This window comes from Sphingobium sp. TB-6 (assembly GCF_012927365.1).
GTDB lineage: Bacteria > Pseudomonadota > Alphaproteobacteria > Sphingomonadales > Sphingomonadaceae > Sphingobium.
Genome location: NZ_JABBGL010000001.1, coordinates 336,099 through 352,663 on the forward strand (window position 1 = coordinate 336,099; position 16,565 = coordinate 352,663).

General features: G+C 61.6%; 17 protein-coding genes. 14 read left to right on the forward strand and 3 right to left on the reverse strand.

What is annotated here, in order from left to right:
- Positions 1-2: 2 nt before the first annotated feature.
- Positions 3-4,298: a strawberry notch-like NTP hydrolase domain-containing protein gene (locus HHL26_RS01460; protein WP_240962261.1), complete on the forward strand. Its 4,296-nt coding sequence runs from the start codon at positions 3-5 to the stop codon at positions 4,296-4,298.
- 73 nt (positions 4,299-4,371) lie between these two features.
- Here the strand turns inward: HHL26_RS01460 and HHL26_RS01465 are convergent, their stop codons facing one another.
- Entirely contained in the window at positions 4,372-5,280 is a 909-nt protein-coding gene (locus HHL26_RS01465) for a MucR family transcriptional regulator (protein WP_082749147.1), read from the reverse strand.
- Positions 5,281-5,490: 210 nt separating this feature from the next.
- Here HHL26_RS01465 and HHL26_RS01470 point away from each other — a divergent pair, with 210 nt between their 5' ends.
- The 5 genes from HHL26_RS01470 to HHL26_RS01490 all read left to right on the forward strand — a co-directional run bounded on the left by HHL26_RS01470 (position 5,491) and on the right by HHL26_RS01490 (position 8,684).
- Positions 5,491-5,697, forward strand: coding sequence for a hypothetical protein (locus HHL26_RS01470; protein ID WP_066563192.1), 207 nt, complete (start codon positions 5,491-5,493; stop codon positions 5,695-5,697).
- Positions 5,698-5,861: 164 nt separating this feature from the next.
- Positions 5,862-6,611, forward strand: a complete 750-nt coding sequence (locus HHL26_RS01475; protein WP_066563961.1) for a hypothetical protein — start codon at positions 5,862-5,864, stop codon at positions 6,609-6,611.
- Positions 6,612-6,719: 108 nt separating this feature from the next.
- Positions 6,720-7,916 (forward strand): hypothetical protein, encoded by a 1,197-nt coding sequence (locus HHL26_RS01480; RefSeq protein ID WP_066563187.1) that lies wholly within the window; start codon positions 6,720-6,722, stop codon positions 7,914-7,916.
- Between the two features lie 85 nt (positions 7,917-8,001).
- Positions 8,002-8,208 (forward strand): hypothetical protein, encoded by a 207-nt coding sequence (locus HHL26_RS01485; RefSeq protein ID WP_066563186.1) that lies wholly within the window; start codon positions 8,002-8,004, stop codon positions 8,206-8,208.
- Positions 8,209-8,441: 233 nt separating this feature from the next.
- A complete protein-coding gene (locus HHL26_RS01490) occupies positions 8,442-8,684 on the forward strand; it encodes a hypothetical protein (protein WP_066563183.1) in 243 nt (80 codons plus the stop codon).
- Here the strand turns inward: HHL26_RS01490 and HHL26_RS01495 are convergent.
- Positions 8,672-8,893, reverse strand: coding sequence for a hypothetical protein (locus tag HHL26_RS01495; RefSeq protein ID WP_066563178.1), 222 nt, complete (start codon positions 8,891-8,893; stop codon positions 8,672-8,674). The genes HHL26_RS01490 and HHL26_RS01495 overlap by 13 nt on opposite strands.
- 138 nt (positions 8,894-9,031) lie before the next feature.
- Here HHL26_RS01495 and HHL26_RS01500 point away from each other — a divergent pair, with 138 nt between their 5' ends.
- The 8 genes from HHL26_RS01500 (at position 9,032) to HHL26_RS01535 (ending at position 15,788) form a co-directional block, all read left to right on the forward strand.
- Entirely contained in the window at positions 9,032-9,574 is a 543-nt protein-coding gene (locus tag HHL26_RS01500; protein ID WP_240962264.1) for a hypothetical protein, read from the forward strand.
- 23 nt (positions 9,575-9,597) lie between these two features.
- Positions 9,598-9,969, forward strand: a complete 372-nt coding sequence (locus HHL26_RS01505) for a hypothetical protein (protein WP_197672815.1) — start codon at positions 9,598-9,600, stop codon at positions 9,967-9,969.
- A gap of 36 nt (positions 9,970-10,005) precedes the next feature.
- Positions 10,006-11,700, forward strand: coding sequence for an ATP-binding protein (locus tag HHL26_RS01510; RefSeq protein WP_066563164.1), 1,695 nt, complete (start codon positions 10,006-10,008; stop codon positions 11,698-11,700).
- A 22-nt stretch (positions 11,701-11,722) separates the two neighbouring features.
- Positions 11,723-12,046, forward strand: coding sequence for a hypothetical protein (locus tag HHL26_RS01515; RefSeq protein WP_066563162.1), 324 nt, complete (start codon positions 11,723-11,725; stop codon positions 12,044-12,046).
- Between the two features lie 496 nt (positions 12,047-12,542).
- Positions 12,543-13,031, forward strand: a complete 489-nt coding sequence (locus HHL26_RS01520) for a DUF736 domain-containing protein (RefSeq protein ID WP_066563159.1) — start codon at positions 12,543-12,545, stop codon at positions 13,029-13,031.
- Positions 13,032-13,115: 84 nt separating this feature from the next.
- Entirely contained in the window at positions 13,116-14,141 is a 1,026-nt protein-coding gene (locus tag HHL26_RS01525) for a DUF2493 domain-containing protein (RefSeq protein WP_066563157.1), read from the forward strand.
- A gap of 70 nt (positions 14,142-14,211) precedes the next feature.
- On the forward strand, positions 14,212-14,454 hold the full coding sequence (locus HHL26_RS01530; RefSeq protein ID WP_066563154.1) for a DUF6117 family protein: 243 nt from the start codon (positions 14,212-14,214) through the stop codon (positions 14,452-14,454).
- A 350-nt stretch (positions 14,455-14,804) separates the two neighbouring features.
- On the forward strand, positions 14,805-15,788 hold the full coding sequence (locus tag HHL26_RS01535) for a DUF2493 domain-containing protein (RefSeq protein ID WP_066563153.1): 984 nt from the start codon (positions 14,805-14,807) through the stop codon (positions 15,786-15,788).
- 185 nt (positions 15,789-15,973) lie between these two features.
- Here the strand turns inward: HHL26_RS01535 and HHL26_RS01540 are convergent, their stop codons facing one another.
- Positions 15,974-16,234, reverse strand: a complete 261-nt coding sequence (locus HHL26_RS01540) for a hypothetical protein (RefSeq protein ID WP_066563959.1) — start codon at positions 16,232-16,234, stop codon at positions 15,974-15,976.
- Positions 16,235-16,565: the final 331 nt, after the last annotated feature.

Genomic DNA, 16,565 nt, shown 5'->3' on the forward strand with positions numbered 1-16,565 from the left:
TCATGACCCTTCCACTCTTCGCGCCCGTCGAGGCGCCCGATGCAGATGTGCCTCAAAAGGTCCGGCAGCTATTCGACGTTGCCCAAGCCGTGTCCGCATTGCTGGCGGCCTCCCGGCCGCCCAGCCGTCAGACGCTCAAGCGGCTGATGACGCAAAGCTTTGGAACCAGCGATGCATGGGGCGACTGGTCGATGCGTGACGCCTATGACGCACTCGAAGCCGCTCAGGTCCTTTTCCTTCGCGAGAGCGGGGCCAGCGAAGCGGAAAGCCGGACGGCTGAAGCGCGATTTGACGATCTGCTGTTCCTCCAGGACCGGCTTCCGACCCACAGCTATCGGTCCGAACATCAGGTGGCGATGCAGCAGTTCAGCACGCCGCTTGCCCTCTCCTGGCTCGTCAACCAGGCGGCCCGGATCGGCACCGATGATCGCCTCCTGGAGCCTTCGGCCGGCACAGGCATGCTGCTGGCCCATTGCGGGGCGGCACCAGCGCAAATCACGCTCAACGAACGCGATCCGGCCCGCGCCGCGCTGCTCGCGCTTGTCATGGGGCAGGCAGTCACCACCCATGACGCTGAATTCATCCATGACCATTTGCCGGTGGACATCAGTCCCTCCGTCATCCTCATCAATCCGCCTTTCAGCCGCAGCGAGGGCAGGGGCCGGGACCGACATGGCGGCGCCCGCCATCTGCGTTCGGCACTATTGCGCCTGGCGCCAGGTGGACGCTGCGTTGCGATCATGCCTTCAACCTTTGCCGCCGATGGCAGCGGCGCGGCGGCTTATGCTTCGGTGGCAGAGGTAGTGCCGCCCCGCGCCGAGATCACGATATTGGGATCGCCCTATGCCAAACACGGGACGAGCATCGCCGTCCGCCTGCTCCTGTTCGACAAGGGTTGGACGGGGTCTGCAACCTGTCATTGCGCGCCCGATATCCGCGCGGCGCTGGCCCCTGTCCTGGCACTGCCGCCAAGGCTGGACGGCTCTTCACTACCTGAACCATCCGCGCCCGTGGCAAGATTCCGGCCTCGGCCGCCACGCGGCGCTGCCCCGTCGCCGCTTTTCAGTGCGCTTGCATCGCCGCGCCTTGCTCCACCGGCGCGATGGCCTGACGAGAAGGATGATCCGGAACCCTTAGATTATCAGATCCTGGACGAGCCCGTGCCGCCCGGTGAGCCGGTTGGGCTCTATACGCCCTGGCGGCTTGCCCGGATGACAATTGAGGGGGCAACGCGGCATCCCGACCAGCTTGTCGAATCCATGGCCATGGCGTCGGTCCTGCCGCCCGCGCCGAACTGGCGGCCGATGCTTCAGCGCAGCGCCCGGACGCAGCTGTCCGAGGCGCAGCTCGAAACAATCATCCACGCCGGTGAAGCTTTTGCGAGGGACCTGCCTGGCACATTCACCCCAAATAGCGCCGGCGACCAGCTTCATGAGGATGCGCAGGGGCGGTTCTACCGCTCCGGCTATTTCATCGGCGACGGTACGGGCGTCGGCAAGGGCCGGGAGGGTGCCGGCTGCATCCTCGACCAGTGGAACAGGGGCAATCGCCGCGCCATCTGGATATCGCGGAGCGCAGCCCTGCTCGAGGATGCGCGCCGGGACTGGAGCGCCCTTGGCGGCCTTCCCATCGATATCCAGCCCCTGGACGCTTTCCCCATCGGGCAGCCGATCAGCATGGCTTCGGGCATTCTCTTCCTCACCTATGCAACGTTGCGCTCCGCGCGCCATGAGACCGCCACCCGCCTGCAACAGATCCTTCAATGGACCGGATCGGATTTCGAGGGGGTCATCCTGTTCGATGAGTCCCACGCCATGGGCAATGCCGCCGGGACCGAAAATGATTTCGGGACCGCAAAGGGCTCGGACCAGGGCCTGGCTGGCGTCCGGCTCCAAAATGCGCTCCCCCGCGCACGCATCGCCTATGTCTCGGCGACCGGCGCCACCAAGCCTGAAAATCTGAGCTATGCCTCGCGGCTTGGTCTGTGGGGACCGGGCACCGCCTTTACCGATCGCAATGCCTTCATGGCTGCCATGGACGACGGCGGCATTGCCGCCATGGAAATCGTGGCCCGCGACTTGAAAGCCATGGGGCATTATACCGCCCGGGCATTGAGTTTCGCCGGCGTCGAATATGAGCCGCTCGAACATAAGCTGACCGCAGATCAGATTGCGATCTACGACGCTTACGCGGATAGCTGGGCGATCGTCCATCGCGGACTCCAGAAAGTCCTGGAAGCCTCCAACATCGTCGACCGCATGTCGGGTGCGACCCTCAACGCCCAGGCCAAGGGGGCGGCGCTCAGCCGGTTTGAGAGCGCCAAGCAACGCTTCTTTTCGCAGCTGCTGATCTCCATGAAGATGCCCACGGCGATCAAGGCGTTCGAGGCCGAGATCGCCGCAGGGCACGCGGTCGTCGTCCAACTCGTCACCACTGCGGAAGCTATATTGGATCGTCGTCTTGCGGGCCTGTCGGCGGAAGAACGCGCTACGCTGGATCTGGATTTGTCACCGCTTCAGATCCTTATCGACTATCTCACATCCGCCTTCCCCACGCGCCAGATGCGGGTCTTCCGCGCGAGCGACGACAGCATGCGATCGGAGCCTATGGCCGATTCCGAGGGGCGGCCGGTTCACTGCCAGGAGGCGATCGCGGCGCGTGAAGCCCTGATCGAGGAACTATGCTCCCTGCCGGCTGTGCCCGCCGCGCTCGATGCCATGATCGCGCATTTCGGGACCAATATGGTCGCCGAGGTAACAGGCCGCTCACGACGCATAGTCATCGACAGCCATGGCCGCCAGAAGGTCGAGCGCCGCAGTGCCCGCGCCAATATTGCGGAAACGCGGGCTTTCATGGATGGGATCAAGTCGATCCTGGTCTTCAGCGACGCCGGGTCGACCGGCCGATCCTATCATGCCGATCTTGCCTGCAAGAGCGCGCACAAGCGCCGCATTCATTTCCTGCTCGAACCGGGCTGGCGCGCGGACGTTGCGATCCAGGGCCTGGGGCGCACGCACCGTACCAACCAGGCGTTTCCACCGGTGTTCCGGCCGGTGACGACCGACTGCAAAGGCGAGCGGCGTTTTATCAGCACGATTGCCCGGCGCCTCGACAGCCTGGGCGCTTTGACGCGCGGCCAGCGTCAGACCGGTGGACAAAATCTCTTCGATCCGGCCGACAATCTCGAAAGCGATTATGCGCGCGAAGCGCTGACGCAATGGTATCATCTGCTGGGCGCGGGAAAGCTCGCCAGTGTCACCCTCAACGACTTCATGGACATGACCGGTCTCAAGCTTGTCGACGATGGCGGCGCATTGCTCGAACGGCTCCCGCCGATCCAGCGCTGGCTTAATCGCATCCTGGCTCTGCGGATCGCGACCCAGAACGCCATCTTCGAAGAATATATGGGCCTCATCCAGGCCCGCGTGGACGCTGCGCGTGAGGCGGGCACCTTGGATCTTGGCGTCGAAACGATCCGTGCGGAGAAGATCGTCACCTTGTCGGATCAGGTCCTTCGGACCGATCCGGTGACGGGCGCGGAAACAAAGCTCATGCGCCTGGAACTCCATTTGCGTCCGCACGCGACCAGTTGGAACCGCCTCATGCATCTCTGGGAAGAGACCCGCGACATCGCCTTTCTGCGCAACGGTCGGTCCGGTCGCGTCGCCTTGCGCGTGCCATCCTGGTCGATCACGGACGAGGACGGGCGGCCCATTGCCATGTGCCAGCTGGTCCGGCCGACCGGTACATCACGCATGGAAATCGCAGCGCTTGGGCATAGCCACTGGACCGTGATCAGCCGCCCGACGTTCAAGGACCTCTGGGATGCTGAAGTCGCTGAGACCGAGGCACGGCTCGACGTGGAAACCATCAGCGTCGCTACCGGTCTGCTGTTACCTGTATGGCACAAATTGCCGCAAGACGACGTTCGTGTCTGGCGGATCGACGATGGCACGGGATTATCGGTGCTGGGCCGTATCATCAGGCCATCGGCCCTCGACAAGTTGCAATCGGCGTTTGGGCTTGAACGGGCCATGAAGCTGAGCGCTGAAGAATTGATTGCCGCGGCGCAAAATGGAGAGGGGGCTTTTGTCCCCGGCCTTGGCGGGGCGAGACTGATATCGTCGATCGTCAACGGCAGTCGCAGAATAGAGATACGGGACTTCCAGCCTCATGACAGGGAATGGCTGAAGGCGCGCGGCGCGTTCAGTGAAATCATCCAGTATAAGACGAGATTATTTCTGCCACCCGAGAAGGCGGAAACAATCCTCAACGCTATTATCGTTGAACGATCCTGACAGCCGCCGCTCGGATTTCATCCCGATCATGCCGCCTTCGACCCGTTGAAACAGCCGAAGGCGGCATTCAGCCTCATGCGGTTTCGGTTACTGCTGCCGCCGGTTCGCCGCTCGCCGATGATGTCGGCTCGTCCGAGGGAATCTTGATGCCAAGCTTTTTGCGCGCAGCTTTGGGTGCCGACTTGGTTGTGTCCGCCGCAGGCGTCGTCGCCTTGGCATCAGGGACTGCTTTGGCGGCAACCAGCTTCTTGCCAGTCTTCGCGGCGGCCGGGCTCGCCTTCGCCTTCACCTCTGGTTTTGCCGCCTTTTCAGGAGCCGCCTTTGCGGGCTTCGCTTGCGCCTTGGGCTTCGATGTCTTGGCGGGAGCCTTGCTGGAAGTCGAAGGCGCTACCACCTTCGGCGCTGCCTTGGCCGGAACCTTATCGCTGACTGTCACAACTGCCGGTGTCTTGGCGGGTTCGGCAGTGGCATTATTCTTCGCGGGCGCGGCGGCGGCCTTGGTGTCTGCCTTCTTGCTGGTGGCGGGCTTGGAAGCTGGCGCCGCTGCCTTTGCAGCCGGTGCGGCCTCCGCCACCTTGGCAGTGGCGGGGAGCCGGCCCAGGCCCAGCTTGTTCGCGACTTCACGGCGCTGATCGGAATAGCTCGGTGCAACGAGCGGATAGCTTTGGGGCAGACCATAGCGGGCACGATATTCGTCCGGCGTCAGACCATGGCTCGCGAGATGCCGCTTGAGGGTCTTGTATGGACGTCCGTCGATCAGGCTGATGATATGCTCGCGGGATGCAAGGCTTTTGCGAATGCTGACAGCCGGAACATATTGGGGCGCGTCCTCGACGACAGGCGCTGTATCAGTCATCAAGGCCGTCCGGGTCGCATGGATGAGACCAGCAAGTTCATCGCTGGAGACGCTGTTCTTCGAAACAAAAGCGCTCAGCAGTTGAACCGTCAAAGTCGTGTAGTCGGGCTGTTGGGTGTCGGCCATGAGGACATTTCCTGGAATATTGAGAATGGATTGACCCTGGAGTCGGATCAGTTGCGAAACGGTAAAACCATGCCGCGTTAAGTTCAATGAGTCAAAGGAAAGGCGATAGGGTGAGGTAATATCCGTCGCAATTGATCATCCCAAGTCGAACGGTGCAACAGCCCAGAAGGAAGAGCATCCTATCTGGATGCTACTAAGGAAAATCTGATCATGATCATTCCCCATATGCAGCAGCGGGCGATGGTTCGCTCCCGTGGAAATGGTGAACCCTTCTGTCTCATTGAGAATGCCGAGGGCGAAATCATCCTTCTTTCTGAAGTCGAAGTCATCGAGTGTGGGATGGCTTTTGTCGATGCCATAATCTGGACGACCGACTTCGCGGAGGATGAAGCTATCGATCCTGCGCTCCTCGCCTGAATATTGGCACCGACCCGACGTGCCTCCTCTGGCAATCTCACGAGTCAGCATCGGGGAACCTCGCCTGAGGAGGGAAGTGGGTGTGGCGACATTGTGCGGCGCGCGTGTCGCAAGGGTTTGCGCATCCGCCTGTCCGTCCCCTCAATCCGCAAAAGGAAGCGTCCATGTCCGTAGCGCCAAACATCCTCCCTGCGCCGATCCTTTCCTACAGTCAGACAGAACCCGACAGCCGGGGCAATTTCCATTATGAGGGCGATCTCTACCGGCAGGGTGAAGCGCTGCCGGCGCTGTGTCATCGTATCGAGCAGCATCTGTTGGGGCTGATTGCAGGCGCCCGCTTCTCGGTGAGCAGCCAGGTCTTCACCGGCGGTCGCAAGATCATCGTTGAGTTGCTCGATGCGCCGGCGGACCTCACCGACCCACCAGCGCGTCATGCTTTCATCGTGATGATCCGTGATCAGGTCGAGCGCTTCGGCTTCACCCGTTCCAACCTCCTTCAGGACTTTATGAGTTGCGCCTTCTATACCGATATCAGGATCGGCAGGGCCTATTGGGCGGCCCTGTCTGCCCGGCGTGGTGCTGCCAATCCCGTTGTCAGCCGCATCTCGCTTGCCGCCTTTCGCAAGCAACTCAAGGTCGGTGATCGCATGACGCTTCTGTACGGCCCAAAGGGGCATCGGGCGCTCGGCACGACGCGGACCGTCACAGCCATCAGATCGCGAGATTTCGTGTTCGAAGGCCGCACTTTCATGGACTTCCCTCGCGCCGGCGCCTTTGCCTGCGATGGCAGGCTTATCCGCATCGCAATTGGCTCTGAACATGAACCTGATGCCCATCTCCTGTATGAATGGCTCCCGACCGATCAGTGTCAAGCCGATGCGATCAGCATGCCCGAGCAACCGGGCGGACTGTAAGGCCGGGCAGGCCGGGCAGCGAGACAGGAACGGGAGGGAAGAGGGTGGGATGGATGCGGACCGGGTGTGGATGCGCCCGAGGTCCAACTCGAATGAGGAGATCATCCCATGTCCAATCTCGTCCAGCACAGTGATGCATCGCCAGTTGGCGGTGCCTATCGCGTCGATATCTCACGGGGCCGCAATATCGGCCGGGTTTCCTCCGAATGGTATTCGCGACCCGATGACGAGAAGTTCCTCTCGTTGACCGACCTTTATGACAGCGTCCGCGCCCGCGCCGATCGCGCCACGACCCGGATCGTCGAAAGCAGGGCGGTTCGGGTCGAGGCGCGGTCCGAAGATGCCGAGCGCCTCAGCCTTTTCGTTCCCGGTGACGATCGCCCTGTTGCGCCCACCAACTGGTCTTTTGGCCAGCTTTCGAGCCTGGTCGGCGCGCCGGCTTCCTATCTCCGCTCACTGCCGGCGGCCCTAGCGGGCATCAATCTCCAGCACGGCCTGCTCGCTCATCGCGGTGAACAGGTGAAGCTGCTCCAGACCGAAGAGGGGCGCACGGAACTTCGGGCCGTTACCGGGCCGGATTACGGCCGTATCTGGGATTATGAATTGGTCTCCGCGGTGATGAAGATCGCGGGTAATGGTGTCGGTGATACGCGTTGGAAAGTTCCAGGCGTACTTGATTGGGGCAGCATGCACTATAACCCCTATGTCGATGTGACCCGCGACACGACGACCCTCTATGCGTCCGATCGCGATGTCTTCCTGTTCCTGGTTGACGACACCCATCCGATTGAGGCGGGCCGTCTTGCCAATGGCGATCCAGATCTCTTTTTCCGGGGATTTTATTGCTGGAATTCGGAGGTCGGCTCCAAAACCCTTGGCATGGCGACGTTTTACCTCCGCGCGGTATGCATGAACAGGAACATTTGGGGCGCGGAGAATTTCGAGGAAATCTCGATCCGGCACTCCAAATTCGCGGCCAATCGCTTCGCCCATGAAACTGCGCCGGCGCTTGAAAATTTCGCGGATTCCTCCCCTCGAAGCTTTATCGATGGCATTCGCACCGCGCGCGAGCGGATCGTGGCGCGCACCGACGAGGATCGCGAAACGTTCCTGCGTAAGCAGGGTTTTTCGAAGGCCGAAACCGGCAAGATCATTTCCACGGTGCTGGCCGAGGAAGGCCATCCGCCCGCCAGTCTCTTCGATTTCGTCCAGGGCATCACCGCCCACGCGCGGACGAAATCCAATCAGGACAATCGCCTCGACCTCGAGGCCAAGGGGCGCAAGCTCCTCGAAAAGGCGCACTGAGCGCCCGACGTAAATCCGCTTTTTCGATCCGCTTCGGCTCCGGCGCCCGCCGGGGCCGCAATTTCTCTTGCGAAAGGATACCGCCATGGGCGCTTCCCCTCAAATCCAGACCTTCATTGTCGAAGTCCAGTTCCTGAGCGGCGACGAGCAATATGGGATGGAGCTCTACACGATCGACGCGCCGAACTGGTATCGTGCCGAACAGCATGCGCTCGAACGCTCGGGCGAGAGCGTCTATGATAACGCGCTGATCCCTGATTTGCGGCGACGCGCTGTTGCCAGGCAGGTCTGAGAAGTATGGATCGATCTCCCGCGATCGGTCCCGCCGTCTACCTCTGTGTCGGACCCTTCAAATCCGGAGCAATTCCCATGTCCCGTTCCTCACGCGGGCTGGCATCCTTATTGTCAGCTTCTCCATCCTCAACCGGAACCCATCCAGAGCTGCGAAGTTCGAACGGCGAATTCCCAGCGCTGCCAGGGGCGGAAATCGGGCGTTACTGCGTCCTTGCCACCACTCATCTCTCTATGGCCACAGCGGCGATGCTCGATAGCTGGACCAATGGCCATGCGCATGAGGCGCCGATCACCGTTGCGCGCAACGCGCGTGGCTGGTTCGTCGCGACGCGGCAGTTCGATCCTGCGCGGGAATTTTCGCTTCCCGAGGATCTTATGGCTGCCATCCGCCTGGCACGCAGCCGGGGCATTGGTCTGCTGCATTTCGACTGCGACGGTCCGGTCCTCCCGGAACTGCCCGTTCATGACTGGTAGGGGAGTGGTCCTGCCGTCAGTGCCTTCAGGCGTGCCTGGAGATAGATCAGGCGGTCGGCGGCAAGTTCGGCCACATTGGCCTGGATCACATAGCCTTGCTGCCGCAGCACATCGCCAAGATCACGGACAATCGTGATCAGGTCCGGGGTGGAAATTCCGCTGTCCAACATGCGGAGTATCTCACGTTCTTCTTCGTCGAGTTCGCGCATAAATCCTCCCCGATCCGTGTCGATCCAGAGGGTGGTTGAAATCCTGGAGCATGGCCGGGTCGGGCACGATCGCCATCGACGCCGAGTCCGGCATGCGCCGAGAATAATATCTGATGCGCCTGACGGCAACGGCGACCTTTGCCGGCGATCGACGATAATCTGATCGATCCGTTCTTTTCAGTCATTCGTGGCGTGCCCCCCTTTCATCGGAGGTCTAACATGGACATTATCGTTACGCGCGTCCGGCTTCCGGGCGCGGCGCTGCTGTTCGAATATCGCGCGTTGGTACCCTGGACGGCACTTGCAGCGGGCCGACAGGCCATGCTTCCCTCGATCCTTGGTCCCCATATTGGGGGCCGGCTTCAATGTGTACGCCTAGCACCGCTGATCGCGCCCGATCGCTATTTTCCCATGCGGGAACCTGAACGGTCCTATCTGGCTCGTCGCGTCGGTCTCGTGGCCCGCCGGGTCGAAACGCTGGTTGTTCGAGCGGTTTTTCCCGAAATGACTGCCGATATGCTGCCGATCCATTATCGCGGCGATCATGGGACAGGCGATGCCTGCCATTGCGTTCCGATTATTGACCTCGCCAATGCATTCGATCGGCTCGAGCCGGCTGTCGATGCGCTGATGGCATGCGATCTCGGACTTTACCAGGGCTGCGCCCAAAACGCGGCCTGAGCTTCACATGAAAGGATCAGCATATGAACCAGAGTGAAGAGTTCAGTCTCGAAACTGCGGCGTGCCTCTGGGAAGCCGTGCTCGCTTTGCGGGACCAGACCAGTGGCGATCAGGCCGCAAAGCTTTTGGCTGCGGCTATTGCGCGCAGTTTCGAGACCGTCGGGACCGCTGCATTGCGCCTGATTGTCGTGGGTTGGACGAGCGCTGTCGAGAAAGCCTGGCAGGAAGTCAGCGCGACCTATCCGCTCTGCTTTGATTGGGATTTTGTGCCGGGCTGGGTGATCGACAATATCGACTGGTCGGATGCTGAAAATCCACATCGAATATCGAAAGAGTCGGACCCAATAGAGCTGCTCACGCCATGCGTGCCACCGGAACCCGCAGGCCCGCAATAGGGAGGAAGGAGGGGGACTGAAGGATGGATCGGAGGAATGGACCTCCATCCCACGGAGCATAACGATATGTCGCTTCCAGCCAGCATTCAGCCGTCCGTCGGTCAGTCGCTGATCACCCGCGTCTCGCGCCTGTTCAACGGCACAATTCATGACGTCCTTCATGAACTGTTACAGAATTCCCGCCGCGCAGGCGCGAGCCGGATCGACATCGATGTGACCGACATCGATGGGGTCCAGAAACTGATCTTCTCCGATGACGGTTCCGGCATCGATGATCCGTCGGCCCTTGTGACATTGGGCTATTCCGGCTGGGACAAGGACATCGCGCGACGCGAGGATCCCGCTGGCATGGGTGTTTTCAGTCTTGCCGGTCACCACGTCATCATCAGATCCTGGTCGCGCGCTGCGGGGCAGGGCTGGGAGGTCGAAATTCCCGAAAACGCCTGGGAGGGCGACATGGCTCTTGCCGTGGAGTGTTCTTCCCGAACTGCCGGCACTCAGCTTGAGATCACGCTCCCTGAACAGTGGATCGAGCGCTTACCGGATTCCGTTCGCGAAGCATCGCGCTATTTCCCGCTCCCTGTCATCTTTAACGGAACTGAGTTGCCCAGAGAAGATTTTCTGGCCGGCGCTATTCGGATCGAAGAATGCCGGGGATGCAGGATCGGGATATTTTCGGCCGCCGGTTATGATCCCAATGACGCACCCCGGTTCAATTTTCATGGTGTCACCGCGCCATGCCTAATGCCGTCCGTGTTGGAGATCGGAACCTTCGACCGTTGGCACGTCAAGATCGACATCGTCGATGCGCCGGACCTGCAACTCGTTTTGCCGGCCCGAAAGGAGATGGTAGAGAATGACGCCCTTGCCACGCTTCGGCTCGAGGCGGAAACCGGCATCTATCGTGTCATTGCGCAGCAGTCCAACCATCGTCTTTCCTTCAAGCGCTGGAAACGTGCTGAGCAATTGGGCGTGACCCTGGCTGAGGCGGCTCCATGGCTCGAAGCGTGGATGCCCATCACTGCTGACAGCCAGGGTCGAGAATGCGGTGGCCCTGTGCGTTCAGCAACGATGATCATCGTGCCCCGGTTCGATGTGGATATAGAGCAAGGCGCAGCCCCGATACTGCAAGATGCCGCGCGAATGGGCGGTGAAGTGGTATGCGCCGAGGAACAATTTGCTGGCTATAGCTGGTATGACCGGCTCCCCCGACTGGACAAGATTACATTCTCGATCGAACGGAATGGCGAGAAGGCGGTCTATGGAGACGATCCCCTCGATGCTGCGTTCGCTTCCGGACCCGTCGATTCAATCCACCTCGACCTTGTTATTGCCGAATCTACTTTGCCGGAAGCACGAAGAAACCATCTCAGCTATCCACTGGAGATGCTCGTCTGCGGCAATGGTGGAACTGAACTGGATGAAGCCATCATCTTATTCGATGCCAAGGCAAAGATAGCGCCGTCCCTGCTTGCCTGGTGGATGAAGAGCTGCATTTTCTGCGCGTCCGACGATGCCAACAGCGATAGTTGGAAAACCCAGAGCCAATTTTTTGAGCGCGACGCACGCGATCTCGCCAATGCGCTTCTGCTTGGCGAGGAAGCCGCACTGATAGAGCAAATTCGCGATGCGGTTGAACGCAAGGTCCAGTGGTTGCATCCGAAGGGGCGAACTCTCGCGCTGACTGCGACGCGCGACAGCCTCTCCGTCACGCTCGACAAGCCCGCCTGAAATCTGTTTCGAAGGGGTACTTATGCGTCTGTCGGCACTTTATGTCGTTTCTACCGCCCACCTGCCCAAGGCCGAGCGGAACGCCATCGATCAACTCATCTTGAATGCCCCCCGCAATGAAGGCGGCCGGGTCGTGGTCGACCACGGCGCGCTGGTGATCGAGCCTCATCTCTACGGCTTTTTCGTTCACACTTGCGTGGTTTTGGGTGAAGTCGAACCGCCGCTTGGTGTGTCACGCGAACTCTGGACGATCCTTGAGGCCGCCTTTCAGGGCGACGCGTCCTGGGTTCTATTTGACCGCGACGAACCGCCATCATCGGCTTGGCCAACCTATGACCACAGCTGACGGGATGTCCGAGTGCTTGGCAGCGAATATCGATGCTCTCATGCCGCGATGGAGATCGAAACCCGGATGATTTCGAAATCGACTTTATGCGCCGATCGCGAAGAAATGGCCCCTCATTCTCCTTTGCGCATGGCCGGCGGCTTATGTCCGCGTTGCGTGGAGCCGTGCAGGAGTTGGTCTTGTAGCTTGTAAGGGGGATGGGCGGCCGCCCGCGTTCCGCGGACGCCGGGCTGACGGGCTTCGCCCCGAGCCCCGCTGCGCGGGTCTCGGCCCTGGCGGGCGGTCATCCCTGCCGCGCTGGGCCAGAGGGTATCGCGGTCGCGAGATTGTCGGGCGTTCAGCACATGCGCGAAAAGGGGGAAGCGGTTGCTTGGTGGCGTACGCCAGAGCCGAGAGGGATGCGTCAGGCCCTACGGTCGGGGACCAGAGAAGAGAGGGATCTGAGATTTTTGTCGCCGGGAATGGGTTTCGAGCGATAGAATGAAAGGTCAAGTCAATGAATATCGGTGAAGTTCATCTCGTCAATGGTCGTCTCGAAGGCCGTCTCGCCACCCGCACGATCGATCTCCCCCGGATCGGCCTGCGCAAGGTCGATAGCATGAACCCCAGGGCGCCCGTCTATGAAGTCATCGCCCTCAACGTCGCGCGGCGGTGGGTGCAGGTGGGCGCGCTGTGGGAGGCAACCGCGAAAAGGTCCGGAGAAGTCTTCCTCGCCGGCAATATCGATGATCCGAGCCTCCCCGAACCGCTGGCGATTGCGCTGTTCCCGATCGAGAATGGAGGCTACTCCATCGCCTGGCGGCGCGACACGCTCCGGTCCGACTTCGGCGGTTCGGGCTTTGGCACCGCCAATTACGACAGCATGGGCGGCGGCGGTTCCGACTATCAACCGGGCGGCGAAGGTGGCTTCGGCGCAAGCACTGCGGAACTGGGCGGCCAGCTAGCCGGCGCCGGTGCCGATTTCGATGACGATTTCCGCAACTGAGGGTTCGATCATCGCAGCAATCGGGCTGGGGAAGCGCTGCTTCTCCAGCCCTTTTTCTTTGCCCATCCCATGAGGAGATATCCCATGACGGACATTCATCCCCGCAGCGTGGACAGCCTCGCTGACCTGAAGAGCCTCTATGCCGCGATCACCGCCAGCTCCGATTTCCAGCGCGCCTTCGGTGATCCCATACCCCTCACCATCGTTGAGCCGGGCGAAGAACCGGGTGATCATGATATGCCCGAGCCGCTCGCGGCGCAGGCTGAGTGCGGGGCGGTGATCGCCACCATCTTCGACCTCCTCGCCGATACGCGGCTTGAACCGCTCGCCGCGGAGATCGCTTGGGGCTTCGTCAACTCCTTCCACTTCGTGGCTAACAAGCTGGAACGGCGTGAGGATGCGCTTGCCGATGAACTGCGCGACATGGCGAACAGGCCCGACCTTTCCGAGGTCTATAATCAGCAACTGGAGGATAAGCAGCTCCTCTGCCAGTCCACCACCGAACAGCGCGAGGCGGTCGAGTGTATGCGCGACTATGCGGCCGAAATGTATCGCGCCCAGTCCGGCTGGCCCTGGTCCCCTTCAAAGGGTAGCAAGACCCGTTCGGCTCGCGCGCTGCAAGCATCGAGCGCAACCCAGGTCGCCGTGCAGGACTATCTGCGCGCTCGCGATCTCGCCGCCCGCGAGCGCTATCTGCCAACGGGACCGATCGTGATCGCCTCGGGCCATGCCGTCTGGCATGACTGGCAACCAATCTGGGAGCGTCTCGACCTCATTCTCGAACGCATACCGCATATGATGCTGGTGACGACCGCCCAACGGAAGGGGTTCGATGCCATCGTCGCGGCATGGGCGGGGGACCGCCAGGTTCCGCTTGTCGCCTACACCTTGCCGGGAGCGGGGCGTAAAGCGCCCTTCGCCCGGAACCGCAAGATGGTCGAATTGCAGCCGGTCGAAGCCGTGCTGGGCGAAGGGTCCGGCATCCAGGCCAATCTCTACCAGGCGCTGCGCAAGGCCAGCGTTCCGATCCATGCCTTCCGCAAGGCGGACCAGGCCCCCGCCGCAGACGTCGGTCGTCCGAAGGCCAGTTGGCGTAGGCGGCGCAGCTGATTGTAGCCCTTATAAGACATCATCGGGGACGGCGCGGGTGCGACCGTCCCCTTTTCCATGGGAGTTGTTCATGGCTATTCCAGATTCTTATCGCCGCAATTTCCAAACGCTGCTGCGCGCAGCTGCCGATGGAAATCTTGCCCTGCTCGAATGCACTGATGCCGCCACGGGTGAACCGCGCTACGTGATCTGCGCAGTCGGGAGGGACCGCGGCGATTATATCATGACCCCCTTCGGTCATCTGAATGATGGCGATCCTTTCGCCGCTTACATCCCGCCCGATGGCGAGGTCGGTGCCCGCCGCAAGGCTTGACGAAGACCCGAGGCAGGCATCGAGCCTGCCCCGCGCCTTTTGAGGTTTCGTCCAGAGGCACCCATTCGAGAATCGGGGGCATCGAGCCCCCGATTCTCGAGCCTCCTCTCTTCTCTCAACATCGGGGTTAAGTTTACACGGGGAACACCGGCGGCCTCAAGGACGACGGGGCCCCACCATTTTTCCTGGCGGGCGGGCGGCGGCACTCCCTGTCAGGCCTGGCGCGCGCCAGAAAAAATCGTGACCCCCATCGCCGCTTCGCGGTCGTGGCTGCGCCACGATCCTTGACCCCGCCGGCGCAAGCCCGTGTCGAGGGAAAGCCTCTTTTGGTTCAGTACAAGGAGGTTCCCATGACCAAGACCAACCGTTCCATCCGCTCCTTCTCCGAGATCGTGGCGCACATCGCCGCCGACGACAACTCGACAAGCGAGAGCTTCCTCGCCGCCTTCGCATCAGATCTGGATGGGGTGCGGATCGGGAAGGGCGAGGATGAAATGCCCTGCGAGATGCCCGACCCGGCACAGGTCCAACTCGCCATCGAACTGATCGTCACGACCCTTTTCGACGTGCTGCGGGACAGCCGGCTGCAAAGCGCAGCGGGGACCATCGCATGGGGGATGGTCTACAGCTTCCACCGCGCAGCCGATCAGTGGGCAGCCCAGGCGGACAAGGCGACGCGCGACATGCAGGACCTGCTCCGCCGCGCCGATGGCAGCGAGATCCACAGCGTCGAACTGGAACGGGTGCACGAACTGCTCGCCTTTCTCGACGAAGCATCCGACGCAATGGCCTGCATGCGCGATCATGCGGCAGACATCTTCCACAATGAGACCGGGAAGCCCTGGTCAGCACCAAAGGCCACGCTGATATCCTCCAAGCGCACCGCGAGCGTCATCAACGGCACCGATTATCTCGCCGCGCGCCGTCAACGCCGGATTGGGCAGCATCACCCCGACGGCCCGTTGGTGGCCTTTTCCGGTGGCAGCCAATGGTCCGATTATACGCCGATCTGGAAAGCCCTCGATCGGATCAAGGCGGTGCGCCCGACGATGGTGTTGTTGACCACGGCGCAGAAATGCGGAGGGGACGCCATCGCCGAAGCCTGGGCCGCCCGGACCGGGACACCGGTGGTGAGGCTGGGCATCGACAAGGGGCGCTGGGGCAATCGGGCGGGGTTCGTGCGCAACGACCAGATCGCCCGGCTGCGACCGGTCGAGGCCGTCATTGCGGAGGGTAGCGGGGTCCAGGCGCAACTTGTACGAGTGATGCGCTCGATAGGCGTCGATCCCATCCTGCTCACCCTTTATGGAGGGCCTGCGCATTGGGTCGACTGAACCCGCCAAGGACAGCGGGACCGGTTCGGGTTTCTCCCGGATCGGTCCCGCTCTTTTCCTTTCCACCACCCTTTCGTCGCCCTCAAGGACCGCCGCGATAGCGCCGGTCCCGTCGGTCGACGAGGCCGCGCCATGCGGCGCGGGCCTCCTGCGCGCGGCTCCGCCGTGCTCGTCGCAGGGACGCCCTACGGGCGCTTGTCGGGTTCGGCGCGATGTGTCGCAGAGAGGCTTTTAAGAGCAGCGATCGAGGCCGTGCCACCCGCCCGGATCGCATGGACAAGGATTTCGCGGCACTCCCGTTCCGACAGTCGCTCGATCTCCATATCGGCAAGCATGGCGGCATATTTGCCGCGCAGGGTGCGGCGGGTGTCCAGGATATCCTGCGCGATCTTCTTCTGTTGCGCCTCAAGGCCCGCAAGGCGTTCCCGGTCAGTCAATTTGGGCATGATCATCTTCCTCATCGGATGGTCTGCCCGCCAACCCTCATTATCGATGGAGAACATCATGATTGCAATCCAGGTCTCGCGCACAGGCGAGGAAAGAGTTGCTGCCCGGCGTGCCGCCGGGAAGAACAAGACCCCCTGCGGGGGAGCCCCGCGCCTTCCGGCACGAGGCAACGCAGCGGGCAAGCGCGCTGCGAAGAAAGGACGCACGACCGCTGGCCGTTTGTAATGCACCCCACGCACGGGTGCTGCGTGGCGTTTGCCCAGCATTTCTGCGGCTTTGCGGGCGTCATACGGGTATTACCGATGCACCGCAGATCGTCATACCGGTATG

Bases quoted from the DNA above. Each gene is read 5' to 3' on its own strand.
- HHL26_RS01460 (WP_240962261.1), top strand. From the start codon at position 3: ATGACCCTTCCACTCTTCGCGCCCGTCGAGGCGCCCGATGCAGATGTG.
- HHL26_RS01465 (WP_082749147.1), bottom strand. From the start codon at position 5,280: ATGGCCGACACCCAACAGCCCGACTACACGACTTTGACGGTTCAACTG.
- HHL26_RS01470 (WP_066563192.1), top strand. From the start codon at position 5,491: ATGATCATTCCCCATATGCAGCAGCGGGCGATGGTTCGCTCCCGTGGA.
- HHL26_RS01475 (WP_066563961.1), top strand. From the start codon at position 5,862: ATGTCCGTAGCGCCAAACATCCTCCCTGCGCCGATCCTTTCCTACAGT.
- HHL26_RS01480 (WP_066563187.1), top strand. From the start codon at position 6,720: ATGTCCAATCTCGTCCAGCACAGTGATGCATCGCCAGTTGGCGGTGCC.
- HHL26_RS01485 (WP_066563186.1), top strand. From the start codon at position 8,002: ATGGGCGCTTCCCCTCAAATCCAGACCTTCATTGTCGAAGTCCAGTTC.
- HHL26_RS01490 (WP_066563183.1), top strand. From the start codon at position 8,442: ATGGCCACAGCGGCGATGCTCGATAGCTGGACCAATGGCCATGCGCAT.
- HHL26_RS01495 (WP_066563178.1), bottom strand. From the start codon at position 8,893: ATGCGCGAACTCGACGAAGAAGAACGTGAGATACTCCGCATGTTGGAC.
- HHL26_RS01505 (WP_197672815.1), top strand. From the start codon at position 9,598: ATGAACCAGAGTGAAGAGTTCAGTCTCGAAACTGCGGCGTGCCTCTGG.
- HHL26_RS01510 (WP_066563164.1), top strand. From the start codon at position 10,006: ATGGACCTCCATCCCACGGAGCATAACGATATGTCGCTTCCAGCCAGC.
- HHL26_RS01515 (WP_066563162.1), top strand. From the start codon at position 11,723: ATGCGTCTGTCGGCACTTTATGTCGTTTCTACCGCCCACCTGCCCAAG.
- HHL26_RS01520 (WP_066563159.1), top strand. From the start codon at position 12,543: ATGAATATCGGTGAAGTTCATCTCGTCAATGGTCGTCTCGAAGGCCGT.
- HHL26_RS01525 (WP_066563157.1), top strand. From the start codon at position 13,116: ATGACGGACATTCATCCCCGCAGCGTGGACAGCCTCGCTGACCTGAAG.
- HHL26_RS01530 (WP_066563154.1), top strand. From the start codon at position 14,212: ATGGCTATTCCAGATTCTTATCGCCGCAATTTCCAAACGCTGCTGCGC.
- HHL26_RS01535 (WP_066563153.1), top strand. From the start codon at position 14,805: ATGACCAAGACCAACCGTTCCATCCGCTCCTTCTCCGAGATCGTGGCG.
- HHL26_RS01540 (WP_066563959.1), bottom strand. From the start codon at position 16,234: ATGCCCAAATTGACTGACCGGGAACGCCTTGCGGGCCTTGAGGCGCAA.